The sequence below is a fragment of the Mycoplasmopsis gallinarum DSM 19816 genome (assembly GCF_000621085.1).
Lineage (GTDB): Bacteria > Bacillota_I > Bacilli_A > Mycoplasmatales > Metamycoplasmataceae > Mycoplasmopsis > Mycoplasmopsis gallinarum.
Genome location: NZ_JHZE01000008.1, coordinates 32,959 through 52,906 on the forward strand (window position 1 = coordinate 32,959; position 19,948 = coordinate 52,906).

Here is a 19,948-nt window from a genome sequence, read left to right on the forward strand (position 1 = left end):
ATGGAAAAAATAACAAAAGAAGGTATTAAAAATATAGTTAAATCTATTTATCTTGAACCTAAAGCAGAAGTAATTGAAAAATTATGACAAGAATGACAAAATTTGCAAACCGAAATGAAATGATTAGATGAGCTTGCTTTAGATGATTTAGAACCAATGACACATATTAATGAAGAATATTTAATAGATTTTTTAAGAGAAGATGTTGTAGATTATAGTTTTGCCATTTCTAAAGAAGAAGCTTTAAAAAATGCAAAAGAAAAAAATGACGATTTTGTTTTAATTAAAAAGGTGGTCTAATGACAATTAAAAATTTAGGAAATTTTCAATCCGCAATTAAAGAATTGAAAGAAAATCAAAATAATTGTGTTCTTATAGTTAATGAAAATGCTCATACATTAAATAGCAACGGAATTTTAGCCAATGCAGTTTTTACTGTTAAAGATAATTATGCAACAAAAGATTTTCCAACTACTTCTTCAAGCAAAATTTTAGAAAATTTTAGTCCTTTTTATAATGCAACAGTAATTGAAAAACTTTTAAACGCTGGTGCATTAATGGCAGCCAAAGTAAATTTAGATGAATTAGCTTTGGGAGGAACTGGAACTTTTAGTGCAAATGGATTGATTAGAAATCCATTAGATCCTTCAAGATTAGCAGGAGGATCATCTTCAGGTTCAGTGGTAACACTAACAAATAACATTTCTTTTGCTTTAGGTTCAGATACTGGAGATAGTGTAAGACTTCCAGCTTCATACAACGGAAAAGTAGGATTCAAACCAAGTTATGGTGCAATAAGCCGTTATGGACTTTTTGCTTATAGTTCAAGTTTAGACACAGTAGCTTATTTTGCACATAATGTTAATGATATTGCGATGGTTTCTCAAGCCTTATTTGGCAAAGATAATAAAGATTTCACATCATTAGAAGTTAAAATCGATCAAGTGCAAAAAATTAAACCGAAAAAAATAGCTTTTCTAGATTTAGCTGAATTTATTAATCCGGATTTAGCAAGCAAATATGAAGAGTTGTTCAATTTGTTGAATGAAGATTCTGAAATAGAAATAGTTAAAATTAAACCGGAAATAAAATATTTTAGAGCAATTAAACCCATCTATCAAATTATTTCTTTTTCTGAAGCAAGCTCTAATCTATCTAATTTAAATGGTATTGCTTTCGGTGAACGTCAAAATGGAAAAGATTGATCACAAATTATGACAAATACAAGATCAGTAGGATTTGGCGAAATGGTTCAATGAAGACTAACCTTAGGTTCATATTTCTTACATGCAGCAAACCAAAAAGAAATTTTTATCAAAGCGCAAAAAGCACGCCGAGCTTTTAAAAACTATATTAATGAAATTCATAAAAATTATGATTTAGTAATTTATCCAGCTAGTGCTGATGTTGCACCTCTAATAGAGGGACCTAATAAAAATTATGGTTTTATGGAATACATTTTAACTGGTGCCAATTTAATAGGAAATCCTTCAATTACAATTCCTTTTATTAAAATTAATAATTTGCCAATTAACCTAGCTTTAGATAGTGAAATTTATAGCGATGAAAAATTATTATCATATAGTCTATGAATGGAAGAATTAATTGAAAATAATTTTAATGGAGGTAGAAATGATTAATTTCGAAGTAATAATTGGAATTGAAATTCACCTTGAATTAAATACTAAGACCAAAATGTTTTCTCCAGCAGCTAATATTTTTGGAGCAGAACCAAATATTACTATTAATCAAATTGATTTAGCTTATCCAGGAACTTTACCTTTGGTCAATAAAGAAACTGTAATTTCAGGAATTAAGTTAGCTAAAGCTTTAAAAATGGAAATCGATCAAGAATTGCACTTCGATCGTAAAAATTATTTTTATCCTGACTTACCAAAGGGTTACCAAATTACTCAATTTTATAGACCAATTGGTAAAGATGGATTTTTACCAATTAAATTAAATAATCAAATTAAAGAAATTGCAATTGAAAGAATTCATCTTGAAGAAGACACGGCAAGACAACATCATAATTCAGACTATACAGAATTAGATTATAATCGTGCCGGCGTACCATTAATTGAAATTGTTTCTAGACCAGTAATTCATTCTGCAGACGAAGCAGTTGCTTATATTGATATGATTAGAAGAATTGCTCTTAGTTTAGGGATTTCAGATGCAAAAATGGAAAATGGATCTTTAAGAGCAGATATTAATATTTCATTAAGACCTTATGGTTATCCAAAATTTGGAACTAAAGTTGAAATTAAAAATATGAATACTTTTAGCAATGTTAAAAGTGCAATTGAATATGAAATTGCTTTACAAACTCAAAAAATATTGAATAACGAAGAAATACTTCAACAAACCAAAAGATTTGATGAAGCAAGTCAAAGTAATATAGTAATGAGAACAAAAACCGGAGAAGTTGATTACAACTATTTTCCTGAACCAAATATTCCTTTCATTAAACTTTCAGATTCTTTTATTAACAATGTTAAATTAAACGAATTACCTTGAGAAATTGAAGAAAGATATAGAGAAGAAGTTAAAAATGAAATTTATGTAAATAGTTTGATTAATGATTTAACTTTAGCTAAATATTTTGATTCTATTAAATATCCAGATAGAGAAAAACTTGCTAAATTATTTTTTGCTGAAATTGTGCAATTAGCAAATAGTGAAAATAAACATGTAATTGATTTAAACATCCAAATTAATCATATAGAACAAGCATTAAAATTGTTAGATGATGAAATTATTTCTGGAAAATCATTTAAAAAATTGATTACATTATTACCTAATTTTGATGTTGAAAACATTGAAACATTAATTGAAGAGCACAATTTAAAACAAATCAGCGATAAACAAATAATCACTGAATGAATATTAAATAGTTATAAAGAAGAAATGATTAATGATTATGTTCAAAGGCCTGAAAGAATTATTAAGCAAATTTTAGGCCAAGTAATGAAATTATCTGGTGGACAAGTCAATCCCAAAATTGCTAATGATTTAGTAATTGAATTTTTAGAAAGCAAAAAATAAACAAAATAAAGTCAAAAAAAATACGCCAAACGCGCACAAGGCGTATTTTTTTCATTATAATTTAAAAAAAGAGAGGCAGGTAAAATGAAAGAATATGATAGATACATAGAAGAACTAAAAAAGATGAATCTTACTGAAGCAGAAAAAATAAATACTAAAATTTATCAAACATTGAAGTTAAATAATTTTAAAAATATTGAATCAATTTCAGCTAATATTCAATCTTTTGCTAATAAAAAAGATCCTACTAAAATAAGAATTAGAAGTGATAAATTTTTAAATAATGCGAAAAGCGAGAAAACAACATTGTTAATAGGTTCATATAAAAACCATAATAACTCAATAACTAATTTAATTATTTCATCACACTGATTTAAACATTATTCATCATCTTTAAATAAAAGTAATAGCTTTTTTGTTACAGAATTTGAAGATCTTGAAAAATTCGCTAATTTTAATGGATACCAATTTAAAAAGAAAAATATAAAAGATAAAAATTCTTCAATTAAGTATATATTTTTAGCAATAAACGATGAAAATGTAACTTCAGAAGTAATTAAAGAATATATAAATAACAGCAAAACAATTTCTGATTCAGTTTCAACAAATTCTAATTTTTCATTTGAAAATTATGTAAGCAAAAAAACAGATCCAAAAATACCTCAAGAAAATAAAGATAAAACATTAAGAATATACAATAATAGTTGCGCGATATATGACCTAAATCATAATTATTGTAAAACCAAAATTAATTGGATAGAAACAGCAAAGGAAATAAAAGGGACAAATTTGAATTTACCAATTGATTATCATCATTTTATCCCCAAATCAACTTTTAAAAACTCTTGATTTCATGAAAACATTGAATTAGATTGAGATTTTATTCATAAAGATATAAATTTACTACCACTATGTCAAATTTGTCATCAAAGTATTCATAGCAAAGATAAAAAGTTGGCACTAAAAACTTTTATGTATATATTGGAAGCGCTTAAAAAGGTATATAGGTTTGAAGAGTTTGAAGAATACTTAACTAAATCAAAAGTATTTAAAAATATAAAAGAGTTGGAAAACTATTATCTAAATATTATGGGAGATGAAATAGAAAATGAGTAAAAAAATTGTTGTATGAGATTTATTTGGTGGTGGTCAAAATAGTGTTTATGGATCTTTAAAGGAAAGTAATTGACTTAGTAAATATGATATTTATACTTTCGATGTAACAGAACCAACAAGAAAAAAACATATAAAAATGGATTTAGCACAGGACAATATAATTGAATTATTTAAAGATTTTCCTAAACCTGATATTATTGTTGCTTCACCATTATGTCAATCATTTTCTTGCGTATTAAATATGAAGGGAGGAGGAACCTGTTTTTGAGCTTATGAGGACGAATCAAGAACTAAATTAAAAGAAAGAAGTATTGAAGATTTTGAACAAAAGAAAAGTGGATTCACTAAAAATTTAAAAAGTGAAGTTCAACTTTTTATTAAAAGACTTGGTGAAAAATGTATTAATAACACAATAAAATTAATTCAACATTATAAACCGAAACTTTGATATATAGAAAATCCCAAAAATTCCTTAATGTGAAAATACATAAAATATAATAGGAATGATTTTTACAACAAAAATTTTTATATTAATGAAGCTTCATTAGGAAAATATGGATTTTTTACAAGTAAACCAACTTTTTTTATGTCTAATATTGAAATGAGTTTGAAAAAAGGGAAAATTGAACCTCCTTATGAAATAAAGGAAATAAAAGGCGAAAAGTATTACGTTTTAAAAGACGATCCTTCTGTAATGGTAAAGAGAGAACTTGATAGCAGAATGATAGGTTTGGCATCTATTAATAAAATGATAAAAGCAAGAAAAGTTAAATCAGGAATGGGTGGATTAGATTTTGTTATGAAAATGCAAAAAGCACCAATTCAAAAAAATAAAATGGTTAATGAACAATTATCGGAAGCAGGGCCAGCAAGCGCAATACCTCACTCGTTAATAAAAGAGATTTTCTGACACTTTGGAGAAAATTTAAAAGAATTTAATTAAATTTTAAAAATACGAAACTTTTTCATATAAAAGTTTCGTGTTTTTTAATTAAGCAAAAACTAATAATATAAACATAAATAAGCCTACAAAACTTACGCTATCATAACGATCTAAAACACCACCATGATCGAGTAAAATTTTGGAATAATCTTTAATGCCATTCATTCTTTTTAAATATGAGAAATATAAATCCCCGATGACAGCTAATAATGTGCCAAAAGCAACAAACAAAGTTTTTAAAGCAATGTTATGTGGGAATAAATCGAGTCCGAAAATCAATCCAGAAGTTACAATAATGCCAAACGAAATACTGAATATAAAGCCTTCTCAAGTTTTTTTTGGACTAATGGCAGGGGCAAAAGGTTTATTAATTCATTTTTTACTAAATAATTTTCCACCAATAAAACCACCAACATCTGAAACCACAGCGGTAATAATCATAATTAATCAATACCAATAGTTAAGAAGAATTGAAAAATAAAAGAATTTAATGCTTATTTGCAAAATATAAATTGAAATAAACAAAATAAAAACTCTACTTAATCGATCTTTTCAAGAAATATTGATTTTAGTTTGTAATTCAATTGCGAAAAAAATCAAAGAAACGGCCAAAATTATAATTAATGATTGTCAATCTGCTCCAATTAATTTCATTGTTTTACTTAATTCTTGGAATTGAGTAGAACCATTTTGAATTTTTTGAATAGAACTTAAATTACTTGTATTTAAAATATGCAATTCAAATGCATTTAAAGGAAAAAACATTAATGAAGTTGTAATTAAGGCTAAAGGAATTGAAAAATATTTTTTTAAACGATTAGCATTAAATAATTCATAAAGTAAGATGCTTAAAATAGTAAAACCAAAAAGAAAAGCAACTATCCTTGCTTGATAATGAAATGGTGCGAAAATAGAAACAGGGATTAAAGTTGCAAATAAAAAAATAGCAAATAAAAGCCCAGGAATAATTCTTCTTTTAAGTAAATTCATTTTTTTATTATACTTTAATTAATATTAATAGTTATTTATGTTTATAATAAATTAAATAAATTAATAGAGGTAAAAGTGAAATACAAACGAATATTAGTAAAACTTTCAGGAGAAGGTTTAGCAAACAAAGAAAAAAGTCTTTCAATTGATTATGAAAAAGTAAAAAATATTGCATTGCAATTAAAAGAATTAGTGGAATCTGGTGTTGAAGTTAGTGTTGTAATTGGCGGAGGAAACTTCTGAAGAGGAGCAAGCGCTGAAAAGAATGGAATTCCAAGAAATAGAGCTGATTACATTGGAATGCTTGCGACAATTATGAATGGACTTGCATTAAAAAGCGGATTTGAAAAATATGGTTTAACTGCAAGAGTGCAATCATCAATTAATATTGATCAAAAAGTAGCTGAAAATTACATTAATGAGAAAACCTTAAAATATCTAAGCGAAGGTGAAGTTATTATTTTTGTTGGTGGAACAGGAAGACCTTATTTTACAACTGATACTGCAGCAACTTTATTTGCTTCAGAAATTAAAGCAGATGTAATTTTAATGGGTAAAAATGGTGTGCCAGGAGTTTATGATAGTGATCCTAAAACTAATCCTAACGCAAAATGATATTCACGCATTACATATGATGAGATTTTAAATAATAAATTGCAAGTTATGGATTTAACTGCCACCTCAATGGCAAGAGACAATAACATTAATTTAATTGTGTTTAACATTTTAGAAGAAAATTCAATTTTAAGAGTAATGAAAGGCGAACTTCAACATACAGAAGTTACCAAATAGGAGTAAATTATGAACTTAGAAGAATATTTATTAGAATTTGATGATGAAGCATCAAAAGTTTTAAATCATTTTGTTTTTGAACTTTCAAGAATTTCTACTGGAAGAGCAAATCCTCAATTAATTAAAAATATTAAAATTAATTACTATGATACTTTAACCCCACTTGAAGAATTAGCTAATGTTTCAGTTCCTGAAGCTCAACAATTATTAATTAAACCTTATGACACAAGTGTTAATAAAGAAATTGCAAAAGCCTTAACCAATGCTAATTTAAGTGTTGGAATTGCTGATGAAGGTCACCAAGTTAGATTAACTTTCCCTGCTTTAACAACAGACAGAAAAAAAGAATTAGTTAAAGGCTTAAAAAAACACACTGAAGCAGCTAAAGTTGGTATTAGAAATGTAAGACAAGAAATTAATAAAAAAATTAAAGCAAATGAAGAAATTTCTGAAGATATGCAAAAGCATTTTTTAAATGAAATCCAAAAAGAAGTTGATAGTAAAATTCAACATATTGATGATTTAACTAGTGCAAAAGAAAAAGATATAATGGCAATTTAATTTTTAAACTACCTATAGGTAGTTTTTTTATTTTTTGCTATACTAATTATGAGAAGAAAATCTCTATGTATTGATGTCATAACAGTCATCCCAGCCAGGCATATTAAATAATAGGCAATGTTGAAAGCGTCTTTTGGTTATGCAATATCGGGCGCTTTTTTTGTAAGGAAATTAATGATTGAACATTTTAATTTATTTAATGCTTTAAAAAAATTCATTGATTTATTCAAAGAAAAACAAAGATTCAATGTCTATTTTAAAAATAAAATATTAATTTGTTTAGATTATGACAACATTGCTCATTTAATTGGAATTCAATATTTTCAAAAAATTTTCAAATTAAGTAAAAGAAATAGTATTCATAAAAATATGCATATTTTTATTGATAAGGTAATTAATGAAAAAATCGATTTATATCATTTAAAACAAAAATTTATAAATAATATAAATTTATTAAATGAAAATAAATTTTCACCTGCTTACTTTTTTGATTTAATTTATGCAAGACTTGAATATTTTTATTTTTTTATGATTGAAAGTTTTATTAAGAATAAAGAATTTATAGTCTTAGAAAATAAAGATAAAATTAACCAAAAAATGTTATTAATAAAATTAAAAAATAAAAATGGATATTTTTTAATTTTAGAAAATATAAGTTTAACACATTATAAATATCAAACTTATAAACCAATTTCAATTCAAAAACGAAATATAAAACAATTAATAAATGAAACAAAATGATTAACTAAAAAGACAGAATGGAAGAAAAATGAAAAATTGACCTAAATTTAGCTTATTGCCAAAATTAAATACAAGAAAAATAGCTTTTATAGCAATTTTAATTGCAATTTCAGTAGCTTTTTTCATTATCATTGTTAATTTAGTGCCAATAGCTTCAATTCCAACTTTTAAAATTTCTTTTATTGGATTGCCAATTAAAATTAGTGGTTTTATTTTTGGCCCAATTATTGGAGGTTTGGTTGGTTGCTTAAGTGATTTAATTTCTTTTTTATTTGTACCAAATGTTTTTAATCCTTATTATATTTTAGCCGCTGTAGTTAATGGAGTTGTTTCAGGAATTATTGGATGATTATTTTTAAATGTAATTAAAAATTATTTTGGTGGGAAAAGAAAAGATTTGGTTTTAAGTTTGCAGATTTTTAAATTAAAAAATAAACTTGAAAAATTAAAAGGCAAATTAGTTTCGCATAAAGCTAAAAAAATTCGTAAATTGGAAAATAATATTATTTATTTAAATGAAAAGAGAAAGAAAAATAATTTGCTTGGCACTCAATCAGAATTGAAAAATTTTAACGGAGTAATCGCGACATTAATTTTAGTAACTTTAATTTTGTTAATTATTTGAATTATAGGATTTAAAGTACCACAAAGCGCTATTAATAATGGGGTTATTAAAAATAGACTAATTTTAATTTTATTAATGATTTCGGGATTTGCTGTAATGATAATTTTTATTTGAATTGCTAGATTTAAAATGAAAGATAAAAATTATTTTGTGATAGTACCAATCATCATTTTTTCAGCCTTAATTGAATTTATTAATGTGCCAATCTTATCATTAGCCGATTCACAAGCATTGAGTTCAAGTGATGGATTATTCATTTATATTTTTCAACACACATTATTTAGTCCAGTAAAGATTTGATTTAATATGTTTATTATTTTCTTTACATTTAACGTAATTAATGGTTTAATCAACAAAAATAACAACATTTCATATTAATTAAACAAGGTGTTAACCTTGTTTTTATTTTGAAAAAAATCTAGATTTTAGTTCTATTTATTGAGTGAAATTGAAAATTAAAAAAAATCAGCAAATTTAAATTGCTGATTTTTAAATAGAGACGATTATTTGCCTTGTTTATTTACAAACAAGTCTAAACGAGATGACTTTCTTGCACCTTTATTTGGGTGGAAAGTACCTTTTTGTACTGCTGTAGCAATCATTGAGTGAGCAAAAGCCACTAATTCTTTTGCATTTTCAGCATTAGCTAAAACTGCTTCTCTTGCTGCTCTAATTGCTTTACGAACACGAGTTTTCATCGCATTATTACGAAGTCTTGCTTGTTCGTTTTTTGCAATACTTTTAATGTTTGATTTAATATTTGCCATTTTCGCCTCCTTTTTCATCTATTGTTAGTTTTTCTAACTGAAAAATCTATTGCATTATATATTAAATTTACAGAAAGTATAAAAAATAATGCTATACTATATCAAAAGTCAAGTTTATATAGTTTAAAGAGTTGCATGAACTTGCAACTCTTTATTATTTTAAGGAGCAAAATGAATTGAAAACAAATTTTACAAAAGCAATTTGGAGAAATTATTTTAGATGTAAAAAACGAATTTGCATTTAGTCATCCAACTTTAACAGTTGTTTTAAATACAAGCAATATTGAAGAAGTGGATAAATACACAATGTTAATAAATACTTTTTTAGATGCTAATTTTGAAGACAAAATGAATTTTGATGTTTTAAATATATTGTCAAAAGGAGCAGAAATTGAAATCCCGCTTGAAGAATTGAGCAATTTTAAGGACACTTTTGCAACAGTGACAACTAAAAAAAGTATTAATGGATTAAACAAAATTAACGGTCAAATTTTACATGATAGAGATAATGTTTTGCAACTTAAATGAAACAATAAAGGTCAATTTAGAACTCTGAAAATAGAACATAGCAACATTTTAAAAGTGGAAAAATATATTAAATTTTAAGGATTAAAAATGAGTGAAACAATTAGAAAAAATAAAAAAATTAATCAAGATAAAGATTTCTATAAAGTAATTGAAGGTTTTGCAAGCACAGATCATTTACCCTTCAATGAATTAGCTGAAATGTTTAGCCAAGAAACAACAAGAATTATTAATAAATTAATTGATCCGGATGCTGAAATTGAATTTGAAATAGATCACGAGAAAAAAGAAATAAAAATTTATAACAAAAACGCAGAAGTTATTGAGGATCTTCCTGAAGAAGAAACATTAACTACTGCTGATGAAATTTATCAAATCGAATTAACTAAAGCAAAAAAAATACTTAGAAACAAAAGTTTAAAAGTTGGAGATTATGTCAAGATTCCGATTAATTTGATTGCTTTAAAAGAAACATCAGAAGATAAAGATGTTTTAAAAGTTATTTTACAAGCTTTAACTCAAGGTAGAAGACAACTAAAGAAAAAACATATTTATGAAATTTACTCTCGCAGAATTGGCGATAGTGTAACTGCACTATTTAATTCAAAAAATAAAGATGGTTCTTGAAATGTTGAATTTGCTGATAAAACTAGTGCTTATTTACCATCAATGTTTATTAGTAAATTAAGAAATATTAAAGTTGGTGAATGACATCAAGTGGTAATTGAAAAAGTAATTGAAGATACTAAATTATCACAAGTTCAAGTTTCTTTAGATTCAACAAATATTATTAAAAAAGAGCTTATTGATAGTATTCCAGAAATTAACGAGGGATTAATTGAAATTGTTAATATCGTAAGAAAACCGGGTATAAAAACAAAAGTTGCAATTAGAAAAACAGAACTTGCGCCAGCAGAATTAGATGCTTACGGTTCAGTTATTGGAATTGATGGAATCAGAGTAAAAACCATATCAAAGAAAAACTTTGGCGAAAAAATTGATATTGTTGAATGAAACGATGATCTTAAAATTTTTATTGCTAATGCTTTGACTCCTGGTAAAGTTTCAGACGTAGTACCTTCTAAAGAAAAAAATAATGCATATTATGCAATAGTTTCTAATGAAGATGGAAATATTTCTAAAGCTATTGGTCAAAAAGGAGATAATGCTGTTTTAGCTTCACAATTAACTAAAGCATTGATTGATGTGATCAGTATAGAAAAAGCACAAGAACTTAAACTTGAATTCAATACAAATGCCTTTGAAACTAAAGAAATGGCCAAATCAAATGTCAAAGTTTCAAGAGAAAATAAAGTAAAAACAAAACCAAGAACTTCTAAATCTCAATCAATTTTTGATAATTTAAACTTTACAATGGACTCATTTGATAGTGATATTGAGGCATTTGAATTAGAAGAAAAAGAAAGATTTGAAAATCAAAGATTTGATGATTTTGATTTTGAAGAATTATACAAACATCATTTAGATAATAAAAAAGAAGAAACTCAAGTTGATGAAATTCAAGAAGCCGAAGTTAAAAAAGAAAATAAAGCTAAAAATAATGAAAATTCATTAAAAGAATATAAAGAAGCAAAAAAACTTGTTAAAGATTTTAAAGTGGATAATGATTTAATTAATTTTGGTAACAATTTAGATCTAGATCTTTCAGAATTTGATGATGAAGAGTGAGATTAAAAAAACCATAACAAATAGAAAATGTATGGTTTCAAATCAAATTTATTCAACCTCTGAATTAATTAGATTTAATTATGATAAAAATAATAAAGAAATATCTTTAGATTTAAATAACCTTAAAAAAAATCGTGGAGCATATTTTTATCCAAGTAAAGAAAATTGAGAAAAAATATGCGCCACCAAAGCTTTAAATAGAGTTTTTAGAACAAATGTTTCAATAGAAACTTATAAAAGTATTCAAGAACAATTGGAGGAGTTAGTATGGACAAAAACAAAAGAATAAAAAATGAAGAAACTGTTAAATCTCAATTAATTGATGTAAAAACAGAAGTAAAAGATGGTGTTTTTATATTTACAAATAAAATGCCAATCGCAGAATTTGCACAAAAAATTGGAATTAATCCTAATGATATAATTAAAAAATTTTTAATGCAAGGAAAGCCTTATACACTCAATAGAGTTCTTGAAGAAGAGGAAATTGCTGAACTTTGTTTAGATTACAATTTGGACTTTAAAAAAGAAGAATCTGTAAATGTTGGTAACTTTTTAAATAAAGTTAAATTTGATGATAATGAAAAAGATTTAAGAAAAAAACCTCCTGTTGTAACAGTTATGGGACATGTTGATCATGGAAAAACAACATTAATTGATTACATTAGAAAAACTAAAGTAGCTCAATCAGAATCATCAGGAATTACTCAACACACCGGTGCTTATCAAGTTAATCATAAAGGTAATAAAATTACTTTTATTGATACACCAGGGCATGAAGTTTTTACCGAAATGAGACAACGTGGAGCTAAAATAACTGACGTAATTATTTTAGTTGTAGCAGCTGATGATGGTGTTATGCCACAAACCAAAGAAGCAATTCAACATGCAAAAGAAGCCAATGTACCTTTAATTGTTTTTGTCAATAAAATGGATAAACCAACAAAAAATGTTGAAAAAATTAAATACGAGTTGCTTGAAAATGAAGTGGTACTTGAAGAATATAATGGTGATGTACCAGTTGCATATGGTTCTGCCAAAACAGGACAAGGTATTGATGAACTTCTTGAAGCAATTATCTTAATGACTGATTTACTTGATTTAAAAGCAAATCCAATGAGATATCCTTCAGGAACTGTTATCGAAAGTAAAGTGGATAAAGGAATTGGAACAGTTGCAACAGTTATTATTGAAAATGGAACAATGTTTAAAGGAGATTTCATTGTTGCAGGCTCAAGTTATGGAAGAGTTAAATCAATGATTGATGCAACAGGCGCGAGATTAGAAAGTGCAGGCCCATCAACTCCAGTAATTATTTCCGGATTAAATACTGTTCCATTAGCTGGAGATAGATTTATTGGTTTTGAAGATGAAAAATTTGCTAAAAAATTAGCACAAGAAAAATCTCAAATTGATAAAAATCAAGAATTATTTCTTAAAAGTAGTAATGTTGCGGCAAACGATGACAAAAAGATTATTAATATAATTATTCGTTCTGATGTTCATGGAACTGCAGAAGCATTAAAAACTTCAATTGATGGTATGTCAAATGATGATGCAAAAATCAGAGTTATTTTGGCGAATGCGGGACAAGTATCAAATTCTGATTTATTATTAGCACAAACTTCTAATGCAATTATTGTTAATTTCAACATTAAGCCAAATGCAAACATTAGACAGAGTGCAAAAACTCAAGGAATTAAGATGATCTATGACAATGTGGTGTTTAACATTGTTGAAGAAATGAAAAAACTGCTTGATGCCGAAAAAACCATTGTTTATGAAGAAAGAAAAATCGGAACAGCTCACGTAATTAAAGTGTTCACCTACTCAAAAGTTGGAACTATTGCTGGTGCATTGGTTGATGAAGGAGTAGTAAGAGCCGGAGCAAAAGTAAAAGTCTTTAGAAAAGGAAAAATGATTCATAAAGGAGTAATTGAAACTCTTAAACGCGAATTGAATGATGCCAAAGAAGTTGAAAAAGGTAAAGACTTTGGTACACACATTAAAGATTTTAATGATATAAAAGAAGATGATGTGTTTGAATTTTTAGAAGACTTTCCAGTTAATAAATAAGGATAAAAATGAATTTATTAAATTATTTAGCTGATGTAAAAGATTTTCCTAAAAAAGGAATAATTTTTAAAGATATTTCTCCACTTTTAAATGATGGAACAGCCTATAATTATGCAATTAATGAAATGATAAAAAAAATAAGTGATGTAGATGTTATTGTTTCACCAGAAGCCAGAGGTTTTATCTTTGGTTGCCCTGTGGCTACCAAAATGTCAAAAAGTTTCGTGATGGTTAGAAAGCCAAATAAATTGCCTGGAGAATGTTTTGAGCAACATTATGATTTAGAATATGGACAAAACGTTTTACAGATTCAAAAAAATTTAATTAAACCAGGTCAAAAAGTTGCAATTGTTGATGACATTTTAGCGACAGGTGGCACAACAGAAGCAATTATTAAGTTAGTTGAACAAAGTGGTGGCAAAGTAACAGACATTGTAGTTTTATTGGAATTAAGTTTTTTAAATGGAAAAGAATATTTAAAAAAATATGATGTAAATATTCATTCATTATTAAAAAATTAAAATGGTTAGAAAAAAAATAAAATTTATTAATAAAAAATATTTAACTTTTCCAAGCAAAGATTTTGAAGATAATAAAGTAAAAAATAAAGGAATAATTTTTAAATATGTAAATATAGCTATTTATTTAGCTTTATTTCTTTTATCGGGGTTAACTGTTTATTTCGGGTATATACCACTTTGAAATACTCAAATTACATATTTACCTATAATTGTTGTTTTTGCAACTGTTCATTTGGGATTTGCTGGAGCAATGACAGCAGGGTTAGGATTTGGATTTTCTTCCTTTTTAGCAGCAATGATGCTTGGTGTAATAAAATACCAATATCCAGATATTTCAATTTTGCCAAGAGTACTTTTAGGACTAATTGTTTATGCTATTTATAGATTATTAAGAATGGATGACAAAAATAAATTGTGAAAATTTGCCTTTTTATCAATTTTGGCATCAATTTTAAACATTGCATTAGTTCTATCAATGCAATATTTACACAATTTATATTCTCCACTTAAAGGAATTTTACCTATAAAAGAATGGATTCTTTTACATATTCCAACTTTAGTCATAGAACCAACAGTTGGATTAATTCTTGGAATTTTGCTATTTTGATTTGCAAAAATGACAAGAAAAAAATATTTGCAAAGATTAAATATGAGTTATTAAAAAGTGAAATTTTCACAAAAAAAGCACCTTATAAGTGCTTTTTATTTTAAATATAAAAATAATCTTTAATAATTAATATGTAAATTTTTAAATTACACTTGGAGAATGAATGAAAAAAAATAAATTATTATTAAATTTTAGTACTTTATTATTACCTGTTTCTTTTGCCACATTGGCAACAGCATGCGGCAAAGATTCAGAAATAAAAATAGAAAATTCCAATAAATTAGTAATTAATCAAGTTAATCCTTTAACTAAAGATCCTTTTTTCTTGGATTTAAGCACCGAAGGTCAGACCAATATTGAACCAGGAAATTTATTAAAACCTATTGTCGGTGGAAATTTATTTAGGAACCAAACTATTAAAAGTCCAGAATATAATGATGATGAAAAAGCATCATTAAAAAACTCTGGAATTGTCAAGTATGCTTTTGAATTAGCTAAATCTATTACTATTACTTTAGAAAACGGCGAAACAAAAGTATATGATAATGATAATGCTGAAATTATCAATAATAATGGTAATGTTTATGAGTATGCAACTTCTAATGATGCAAAATCTATTAACTCTGCACAGTTTAAAATAGATATGCAAAATGCAAAAAAAATTGCAATAGGTGTAAAAGAAGAGATTAAATGAGTAAATTCAAAGGGTGAAAAAACAGAATATTCAATTAGCGCAAAAGATTTTTGATATTCATATTTAAGAAGTTACTATACCGGATTTTTCCAAAGAGCATTTAAAGAAGAAAACGGAAATTATCAACAATCTTTATTAAGTGACAAATATAATAGAGAAAGATTAAAAACTACTTCAAGATTTAATGGTTCATTATTATTTACTAACAGTCAACAATTTGCAATTAATGGTCTTGACATGACTAAATTTATAGAATTTGATAATGAAACCTTTGAACCAACTAGAGCAGTAGCAAATAATGAATTAGTATTTGAAGCAATAGAAAATGAAAATAATACTTTTGATGAAAGTAAAGATTTCTTTAACTTTTTTGATTTATTATTAGTGAAATCTCAAATTTTTTCAGCAGCACCTAGTCAATATATTAATTTTTTAAATAAAAGTCATCAAGCTTCAGAAACAATTGAACATGAAGGTCAAACAATTCATGTTAATGGCCAAAGTATTGTTAATAAAATAGGCTTATATTACTATGGTACTAATGGATGAGAAAATAATTTATATGCAGGTGCATATATTCCAGTTAAATTGAATGATAATGAAAATGAGTTTAATTTAAAATTAAATGAACAGTTATTTGATAGTCAAAATTTACCAGCAATAAAAGAAATTCAAATTTCTTCTGGAATCAATGACTCTTCATTAAACTTTAATAATTTTAAAAATGGCGAAAATGCCTATTTAAAATATTCTTCTTTATCAGAAACCGAAAAAAATTACATTAATCAAAATAGTGCTAAATTTAATTTAGTGAAATTTAAAAATTATTTAAAAACTAAATCAATTGGAAATACTGCATTCAACATTACACCAAAAGTTGCTTGATTGGAAAACGGTCAATTGAAAACAATTGACTATGAAAAAGTTGCTTTTAATGAAAATTATGCAAAATTAGTTTATGGTTCAACTTTTGCAGAAATTAATCGTGGTTGAAGAGGCGAAGATTTTAATTCAAAAACTTCTATTGGTGCAGGTGTATTCGAAAACAAATCAATTGCATTTAGATCACTAATTAATGCCGCAATTAATTGAAAATATATTGCAGATTTACAAAATAATACTGATTTATGATTGACCAATGCAGCACCGGACGCTTTACTAGGTGGAACCAATCAAAAAGAAAGTAAATATAAAACAGCCAGAGATGCCAAAGACATTATCAATAATTTAATGGTAATTGACAAAAACGGCAATTTAGTTAATTTTGATGATACAAATAAAAATTCAAGTTATCAAAACACTTATAAATCAGTCTTTTACGATCAAATCAAACCATTAATCAGTGAACTATTAGATGAATTTTATCAAAGCAATTCTTTAACAAATGATCAAAAAATTAAGTGAATTATTTACAACAACGTTTTAGTTGATAAAAATGAAGCCAATCATTATGCCAATATTGTTAATATCTTGAAAGAATTAGATTCAAGAATTGAACCAGAATTTAGAGAATTAAAAACTCAAAAAGACATTAATGATGTAATTGGTGCTTATAATGGTGGTGGCAATAATTCGGTAGCTCAATATATAACATATAGCTATGAATTTGATACTTTATCTCCATATCTTGACAAAATAACTCATGCAATTGGATTAAGCCCTTTTGCTTTATGACATAAGTTTTCAACCTTAGAACCTAATTCTCCATTAAGACAAGCTTTCCCTGAATTGGTACGCTTTTCAGAAACCTTAAAACAAAGATTTGAAAGCGGACAATTTAAATATAATGAAATATATACAGGTGGTATTTTAGAAAATAGACCAGAAGACTTAAATAGTGTTTTCAAAAAAATTGAGTGAAATGACTTAGCTAAATTCAATAGTTATGAAGAAAGAGAACTATATTTAAGAGGAATTTACTTAAACAATGCTTGACAAAATGTTGGATTTGGTGGTTTGGGTTATGAATACGCAGGTAAAGGAATATTTAAAATTGACAACATTTTAGAACAATCTAAATATGCTCGTTATTACTTAACTCAATCAACTAATGAGCAATTAGTTGAATTATTGCGTGAACTAAACACTTGAAGATCATTTAATATTGATTTAAGCAAAACAATTCCAACCTTAAGTGAAACAGATGTTTTAATTGCACACAAAAATCTCAATCCGATTGTTTCATTTAATAATGTAACTTATGTTCAAGATTTTAAATCAAATAAATAAAAATAAAGTGTTTCAACAACTGAAACCTTATTTAAAGTTAATAAACAAAATTTTATTAAGTTTTGTCACAGTGATTTGCATTGTGACATTTCTTTATATTTTGTTAAGTGCATTTTTTCCAATTACAAATGCACAAAGACAATCTCTAAATAACGCCGGAGCTAATTATGATGAGATTTATGCGAATATTGTTAAAACTAATTTATTAAATAAACCACTTATTTATAGAGTTTCAATTTATTTAAGAAACATTTTTCAATTAAATTTTGGGGAATTTAGCCAAGTTTCGGATCTATACGGAATAGGCAATACAAATATTTTTGACTATTTTATAGTACAAAATAAATACACTTATTTAATTGGATTTATTAGTTTGATCATTAGTTTAATTTTAGGGTTCTATTTGGGATATTTGTCAGGTAAGCATAAACAAAAATTGATTGATTATGGATTAAATTTAACTGCAATTATTTTCTTATCGATTTCATTACTAGTTTTAATTCCTGTCATTATTTTGATTTTTTCTTCTTTTGGTTTCATAATTAAATTCAATAGTAATAATTTGTTAACATATCTATTGCCTATTTTTTCTTTGGTTTTAATCACAATTGCTCCAATTATGCAAATTATTAGGGCAAAGACAATTGAAATTAGCGAAACAGAATTTTTTATTTTTTACAAAGCAATGGGATTTAGTCAAAACCAGATATTTTATAAATTATTTTTTCCAAATTTAGTGGCAGAATTAATGAATTTACTTCCTTTTTTGACAATTGGTATTTTTATCTCAAGTATTTTTTTAGAAATTTATTTTGCAATTCCAGGCACTTGAAAATATTTATATAATGTAATTACTTCACATGAAAACAAAGCATCTTGTTTTTTGGTTTTATGATTAGGAATAATCTATTCATTTACTTATGTTATAGGCGAATTAGTTAAATTTATGTTAAATCCGCAAAGTATAAAGGTTGATAATGAATAAATTTAAATTTGTACAAAAAAATGTAATTAAACATTCTCCAGTGCCAAAAAACAATACAAAGATAAAGAACTTTTTTAAATCAAAAATAAACTTATTTTTATTATTTTTGATTTCAATTTGTCTTTTAGCGGGAATTATTACTTTATTTTTAAATAATGCTCCCTTAAAAAAAGTGGCTAATTTGAATTTAGATAAAAATATGCCGCCTTATTGAAATTGAAATTTTGAATATAGTACTAAATATAATGCGGAAAATAATATTTCTCAAGCGATTCAAAAATTTTTAGAAGATAATAATTTGCCCTATTTTATAGGCAAAAAAAATGGTGCTCTCGAAACAAAAATTTATTTTAATTTAAATGATTTTTTTCAAGCACAAAAAATTCAAATCAAACCTTTTTTAGGTACTGATTCACAAGGAAAAGATGTGTTTATTTATTCTGGACAATTATTCACTAAATCCATTGCAATAGCAGCAACAATTTTTGCTTTTGAATTATTTTTTGGCTTATTTATAGGAGTTTATTTAGCTTCCAAAAAACAAATATCATTACAAATTATCAAAACAATAAATGTATTTATTTCAATTCCAGATATAGTGACAATTTTGCTTGTAATTTTATTCACCAGCAACTGATATATTATTTATTTTGTTATTTTTCTTACAGGAACTTTCAGAATGATTTATTGAGCCTATCAATATGGAGTTTATGAATTTAATCAAGCCTATATTGATGCTTTAATCAGCAACAATGTATCTTTAATAAGAATTATTTGATTGCACATTATTCCAAAAATTATTGGCAAAATTTTAATAATTTTTATTCGAAGAATAAGTTATATTATTTTTTTAATTGCCACTTTGGAATTCATTGGGGCAAATACTCAAAACAATATTGGTTCTTTGTTTAAAGATAATTGAAATAAAAGAGATGAAAATTTATGACAAATTTGATATCCAACATTTTATTTATTAATATTTTTTGTTTCATTGCAATTAATTGCAATTAATTTAGCTAAAACTTTAGATCAAAGGAGATAA

20 protein-coding genes are annotated in these 19,948 nt (G+C 25.8%); 18 read left to right on the forward strand and 2 right to left on the reverse strand.

The features are described 5' to 3' along the window. From Q346_RS0101230 to Q346_RS03780, 5 genes are all read left to right on the forward strand, one after another. Positions 1-300 carry an Asp-tRNA(Asn)/Glu-tRNA(Gln) amidotransferase subunit GatC gene (locus Q346_RS0101230; protein WP_027332721.1) on the forward strand — a complete coding sequence of 100 codons (300 nt, stop codon included), beginning with the start codon at positions 1-3 and terminating at the stop codon, positions 298-300. Next, the gene (locus Q346_RS0101235) at positions 300-1,640 is read left to right on the forward strand and encodes an amidase family protein (protein WP_027332722.1); all 1,341 of its coding nucleotides are present in this window, start codon (positions 300-302) and stop codon (positions 1,638-1,640) included. Before Q346_RS0101230 ends, Q346_RS0101235 begins: the two co-directional genes overlap by 1 nt. Continuing rightward, positions 1,633-3,048 carry an Asp-tRNA(Asn)/Glu-tRNA(Gln) amidotransferase subunit GatB gene (gene gatB, locus Q346_RS0101240; RefSeq protein ID WP_027332723.1) on the forward strand — a complete coding sequence of 472 codons (1,416 nt, stop codon included), beginning with the start codon at positions 1,633-1,635 and terminating at the stop codon, positions 3,046-3,048. The genes Q346_RS0101235 and gatB overlap by 8 nt, the downstream gene beginning before the upstream one ends. Before the next feature lie 84 nt (positions 3,049-3,132). After that, positions 3,133-4,164 carry a hypothetical protein gene (locus tag Q346_RS0101245; RefSeq protein WP_027332724.1) on the forward strand — a complete coding sequence of 344 codons (1,032 nt, stop codon included), beginning with the start codon at positions 3,133-3,135 and terminating at the stop codon, positions 4,162-4,164. Next, on the forward strand, positions 4,157-5,107 hold the full coding sequence (locus tag Q346_RS03780) for a hypothetical protein (protein ID WP_036437903.1): 951 nt from the start codon (positions 4,157-4,159) through the stop codon (positions 5,105-5,107). The genes Q346_RS0101245 and Q346_RS03780 overlap by 8 nt, the downstream gene beginning before the upstream one ends. A 48-nt stretch (positions 5,108-5,155) precedes the next feature. On the opposite strand, the gene Q346_RS0101255 is transcribed toward Q346_RS03780, so the two are convergent. Continuing rightward, entirely contained in the window at positions 5,156-6,097 is a 942-nt protein-coding gene (locus Q346_RS0101255; RefSeq protein ID WP_027332725.1) for a phosphatidate cytidylyltransferase, read from the reverse strand. A 75-nt stretch (positions 6,098-6,172) separates the two neighbouring features. Between Q346_RS0101255 and pyrH the strand changes: the two genes are divergently transcribed. The 4 genes from pyrH (at position 6,173) to Q346_RS0101275 (ending at position 9,194) form a co-directional block, all read left to right on the forward strand. Beyond that, a complete protein-coding gene (pyrH, locus tag Q346_RS0101260; RefSeq protein ID WP_081774423.1) occupies positions 6,173-6,889 on the forward strand; it encodes a UMP kinase in 717 nt (238 codons plus the stop codon). A gap of 9 nt (positions 6,890-6,898) precedes the next feature. Continuing rightward, positions 6,899-7,450, forward strand: coding sequence for a ribosome recycling factor (gene frr, locus Q346_RS0101265; protein WP_027332727.1), 552 nt, complete (start codon positions 6,899-6,901; stop codon positions 7,448-7,450). Between the two features lie 174 nt (positions 7,451-7,624). Beyond that, positions 7,625-8,236 (forward strand): hypothetical protein, encoded by a 612-nt coding sequence (locus Q346_RS0101270; RefSeq protein WP_027332728.1) that lies wholly within the window; start codon positions 7,625-7,627, stop codon positions 8,234-8,236. Next, a complete protein-coding gene (locus tag Q346_RS0101275; RefSeq protein ID WP_027332729.1) occupies positions 8,220-9,194 on the forward strand; it encodes an ECF transporter S component in 975 nt (324 codons plus the stop codon). Before Q346_RS0101270 ends, Q346_RS0101275 begins: the two co-directional genes overlap by 17 nt. 125 nt (positions 9,195-9,319) lie before the next feature. On the opposite strand, the gene rpsT is transcribed toward Q346_RS0101275, so the two are convergent. Continuing rightward, positions 9,320-9,583: a 30S ribosomal protein S20 gene (gene rpsT, locus Q346_RS0101280; protein WP_027332730.1), complete on the reverse strand. Its 264-nt coding sequence runs from the start codon at positions 9,581-9,583 to the stop codon at positions 9,320-9,322. A gap of 171 nt (positions 9,584-9,754) precedes the next feature. Here rpsT and Q346_RS0101285 point away from each other — a divergent pair, with 171 nt between their 5' ends. The 9 genes from Q346_RS0101285 (at position 9,755) to Q346_RS0101325 (ending at position 19,948) form a co-directional block, all read left to right on the forward strand. After that, entirely contained in the window at positions 9,755-10,189 is a 435-nt protein-coding gene (locus Q346_RS0101285) for an LSm family protein (protein ID WP_027332731.1), read from the forward strand. A 9-nt stretch (positions 10,190-10,198) separates the two neighbouring features. Then, positions 10,199-11,803 carry a NusA N-terminal domain-containing protein gene (locus tag Q346_RS0101290; protein ID WP_051521787.1) on the forward strand — a complete coding sequence of 535 codons (1,605 nt, stop codon included), beginning with the start codon at positions 10,199-10,201 and terminating at the stop codon, positions 11,801-11,803. A 25-nt stretch (positions 11,804-11,828) separates the two neighbouring features. Further along, on the forward strand, positions 11,829-12,086 hold the full coding sequence (locus tag Q346_RS0101295) for a YlxR family protein (RefSeq protein WP_244874345.1): 258 nt from the start codon (positions 11,829-11,831) through the stop codon (positions 12,084-12,086). Continuing rightward, positions 12,065-13,870 (forward strand): translation initiation factor IF-2, encoded by a 1,806-nt coding sequence (gene infB / locus Q346_RS0101300; RefSeq protein WP_027332734.1) that lies wholly within the window; start codon positions 12,065-12,067, stop codon positions 13,868-13,870. The genes Q346_RS0101295 and infB overlap by 22 nt, the downstream gene beginning before the upstream one ends. Positions 13,871-13,878: 8 nt before the next feature. After that, positions 13,879-14,391: an adenine phosphoribosyltransferase gene (locus Q346_RS0101305; protein WP_027332735.1), complete on the forward strand. Its 513-nt coding sequence runs from the start codon at positions 13,879-13,881 to the stop codon at positions 14,389-14,391. 1 nt (position 14,392) lies between these two features. Further along, positions 14,393-15,052, forward strand: coding sequence for a hypothetical protein (locus Q346_RS03785; RefSeq protein WP_051521788.1), 660 nt, complete (start codon positions 14,393-14,395; stop codon positions 15,050-15,052). A gap of 109 nt (positions 15,053-15,161) precedes the next feature. Continuing rightward, positions 15,162-17,921 (forward strand): OppA family ABC transporter substrate-binding lipoprotein, encoded by a 2,760-nt coding sequence (locus tag Q346_RS0101315; protein WP_027332736.1) that lies wholly within the window; start codon positions 15,162-15,164, stop codon positions 17,919-17,921. Continuing rightward, positions 17,893-18,906, forward strand: a complete 1,014-nt coding sequence (locus Q346_RS0101320; protein ID WP_027332737.1) for an ABC transporter permease subunit — start codon at positions 17,893-17,895, stop codon at positions 18,904-18,906. The genes Q346_RS0101315 and Q346_RS0101320 overlap by 29 nt, the downstream gene beginning before the upstream one ends. Continuing rightward, entirely contained in the window at positions 18,899-19,948 is a 1,050-nt protein-coding gene (locus tag Q346_RS0101325) for an ABC transporter permease subunit (protein WP_027332738.1), read from the forward strand. Before Q346_RS0101320 ends, Q346_RS0101325 begins: the two co-directional genes overlap by 8 nt.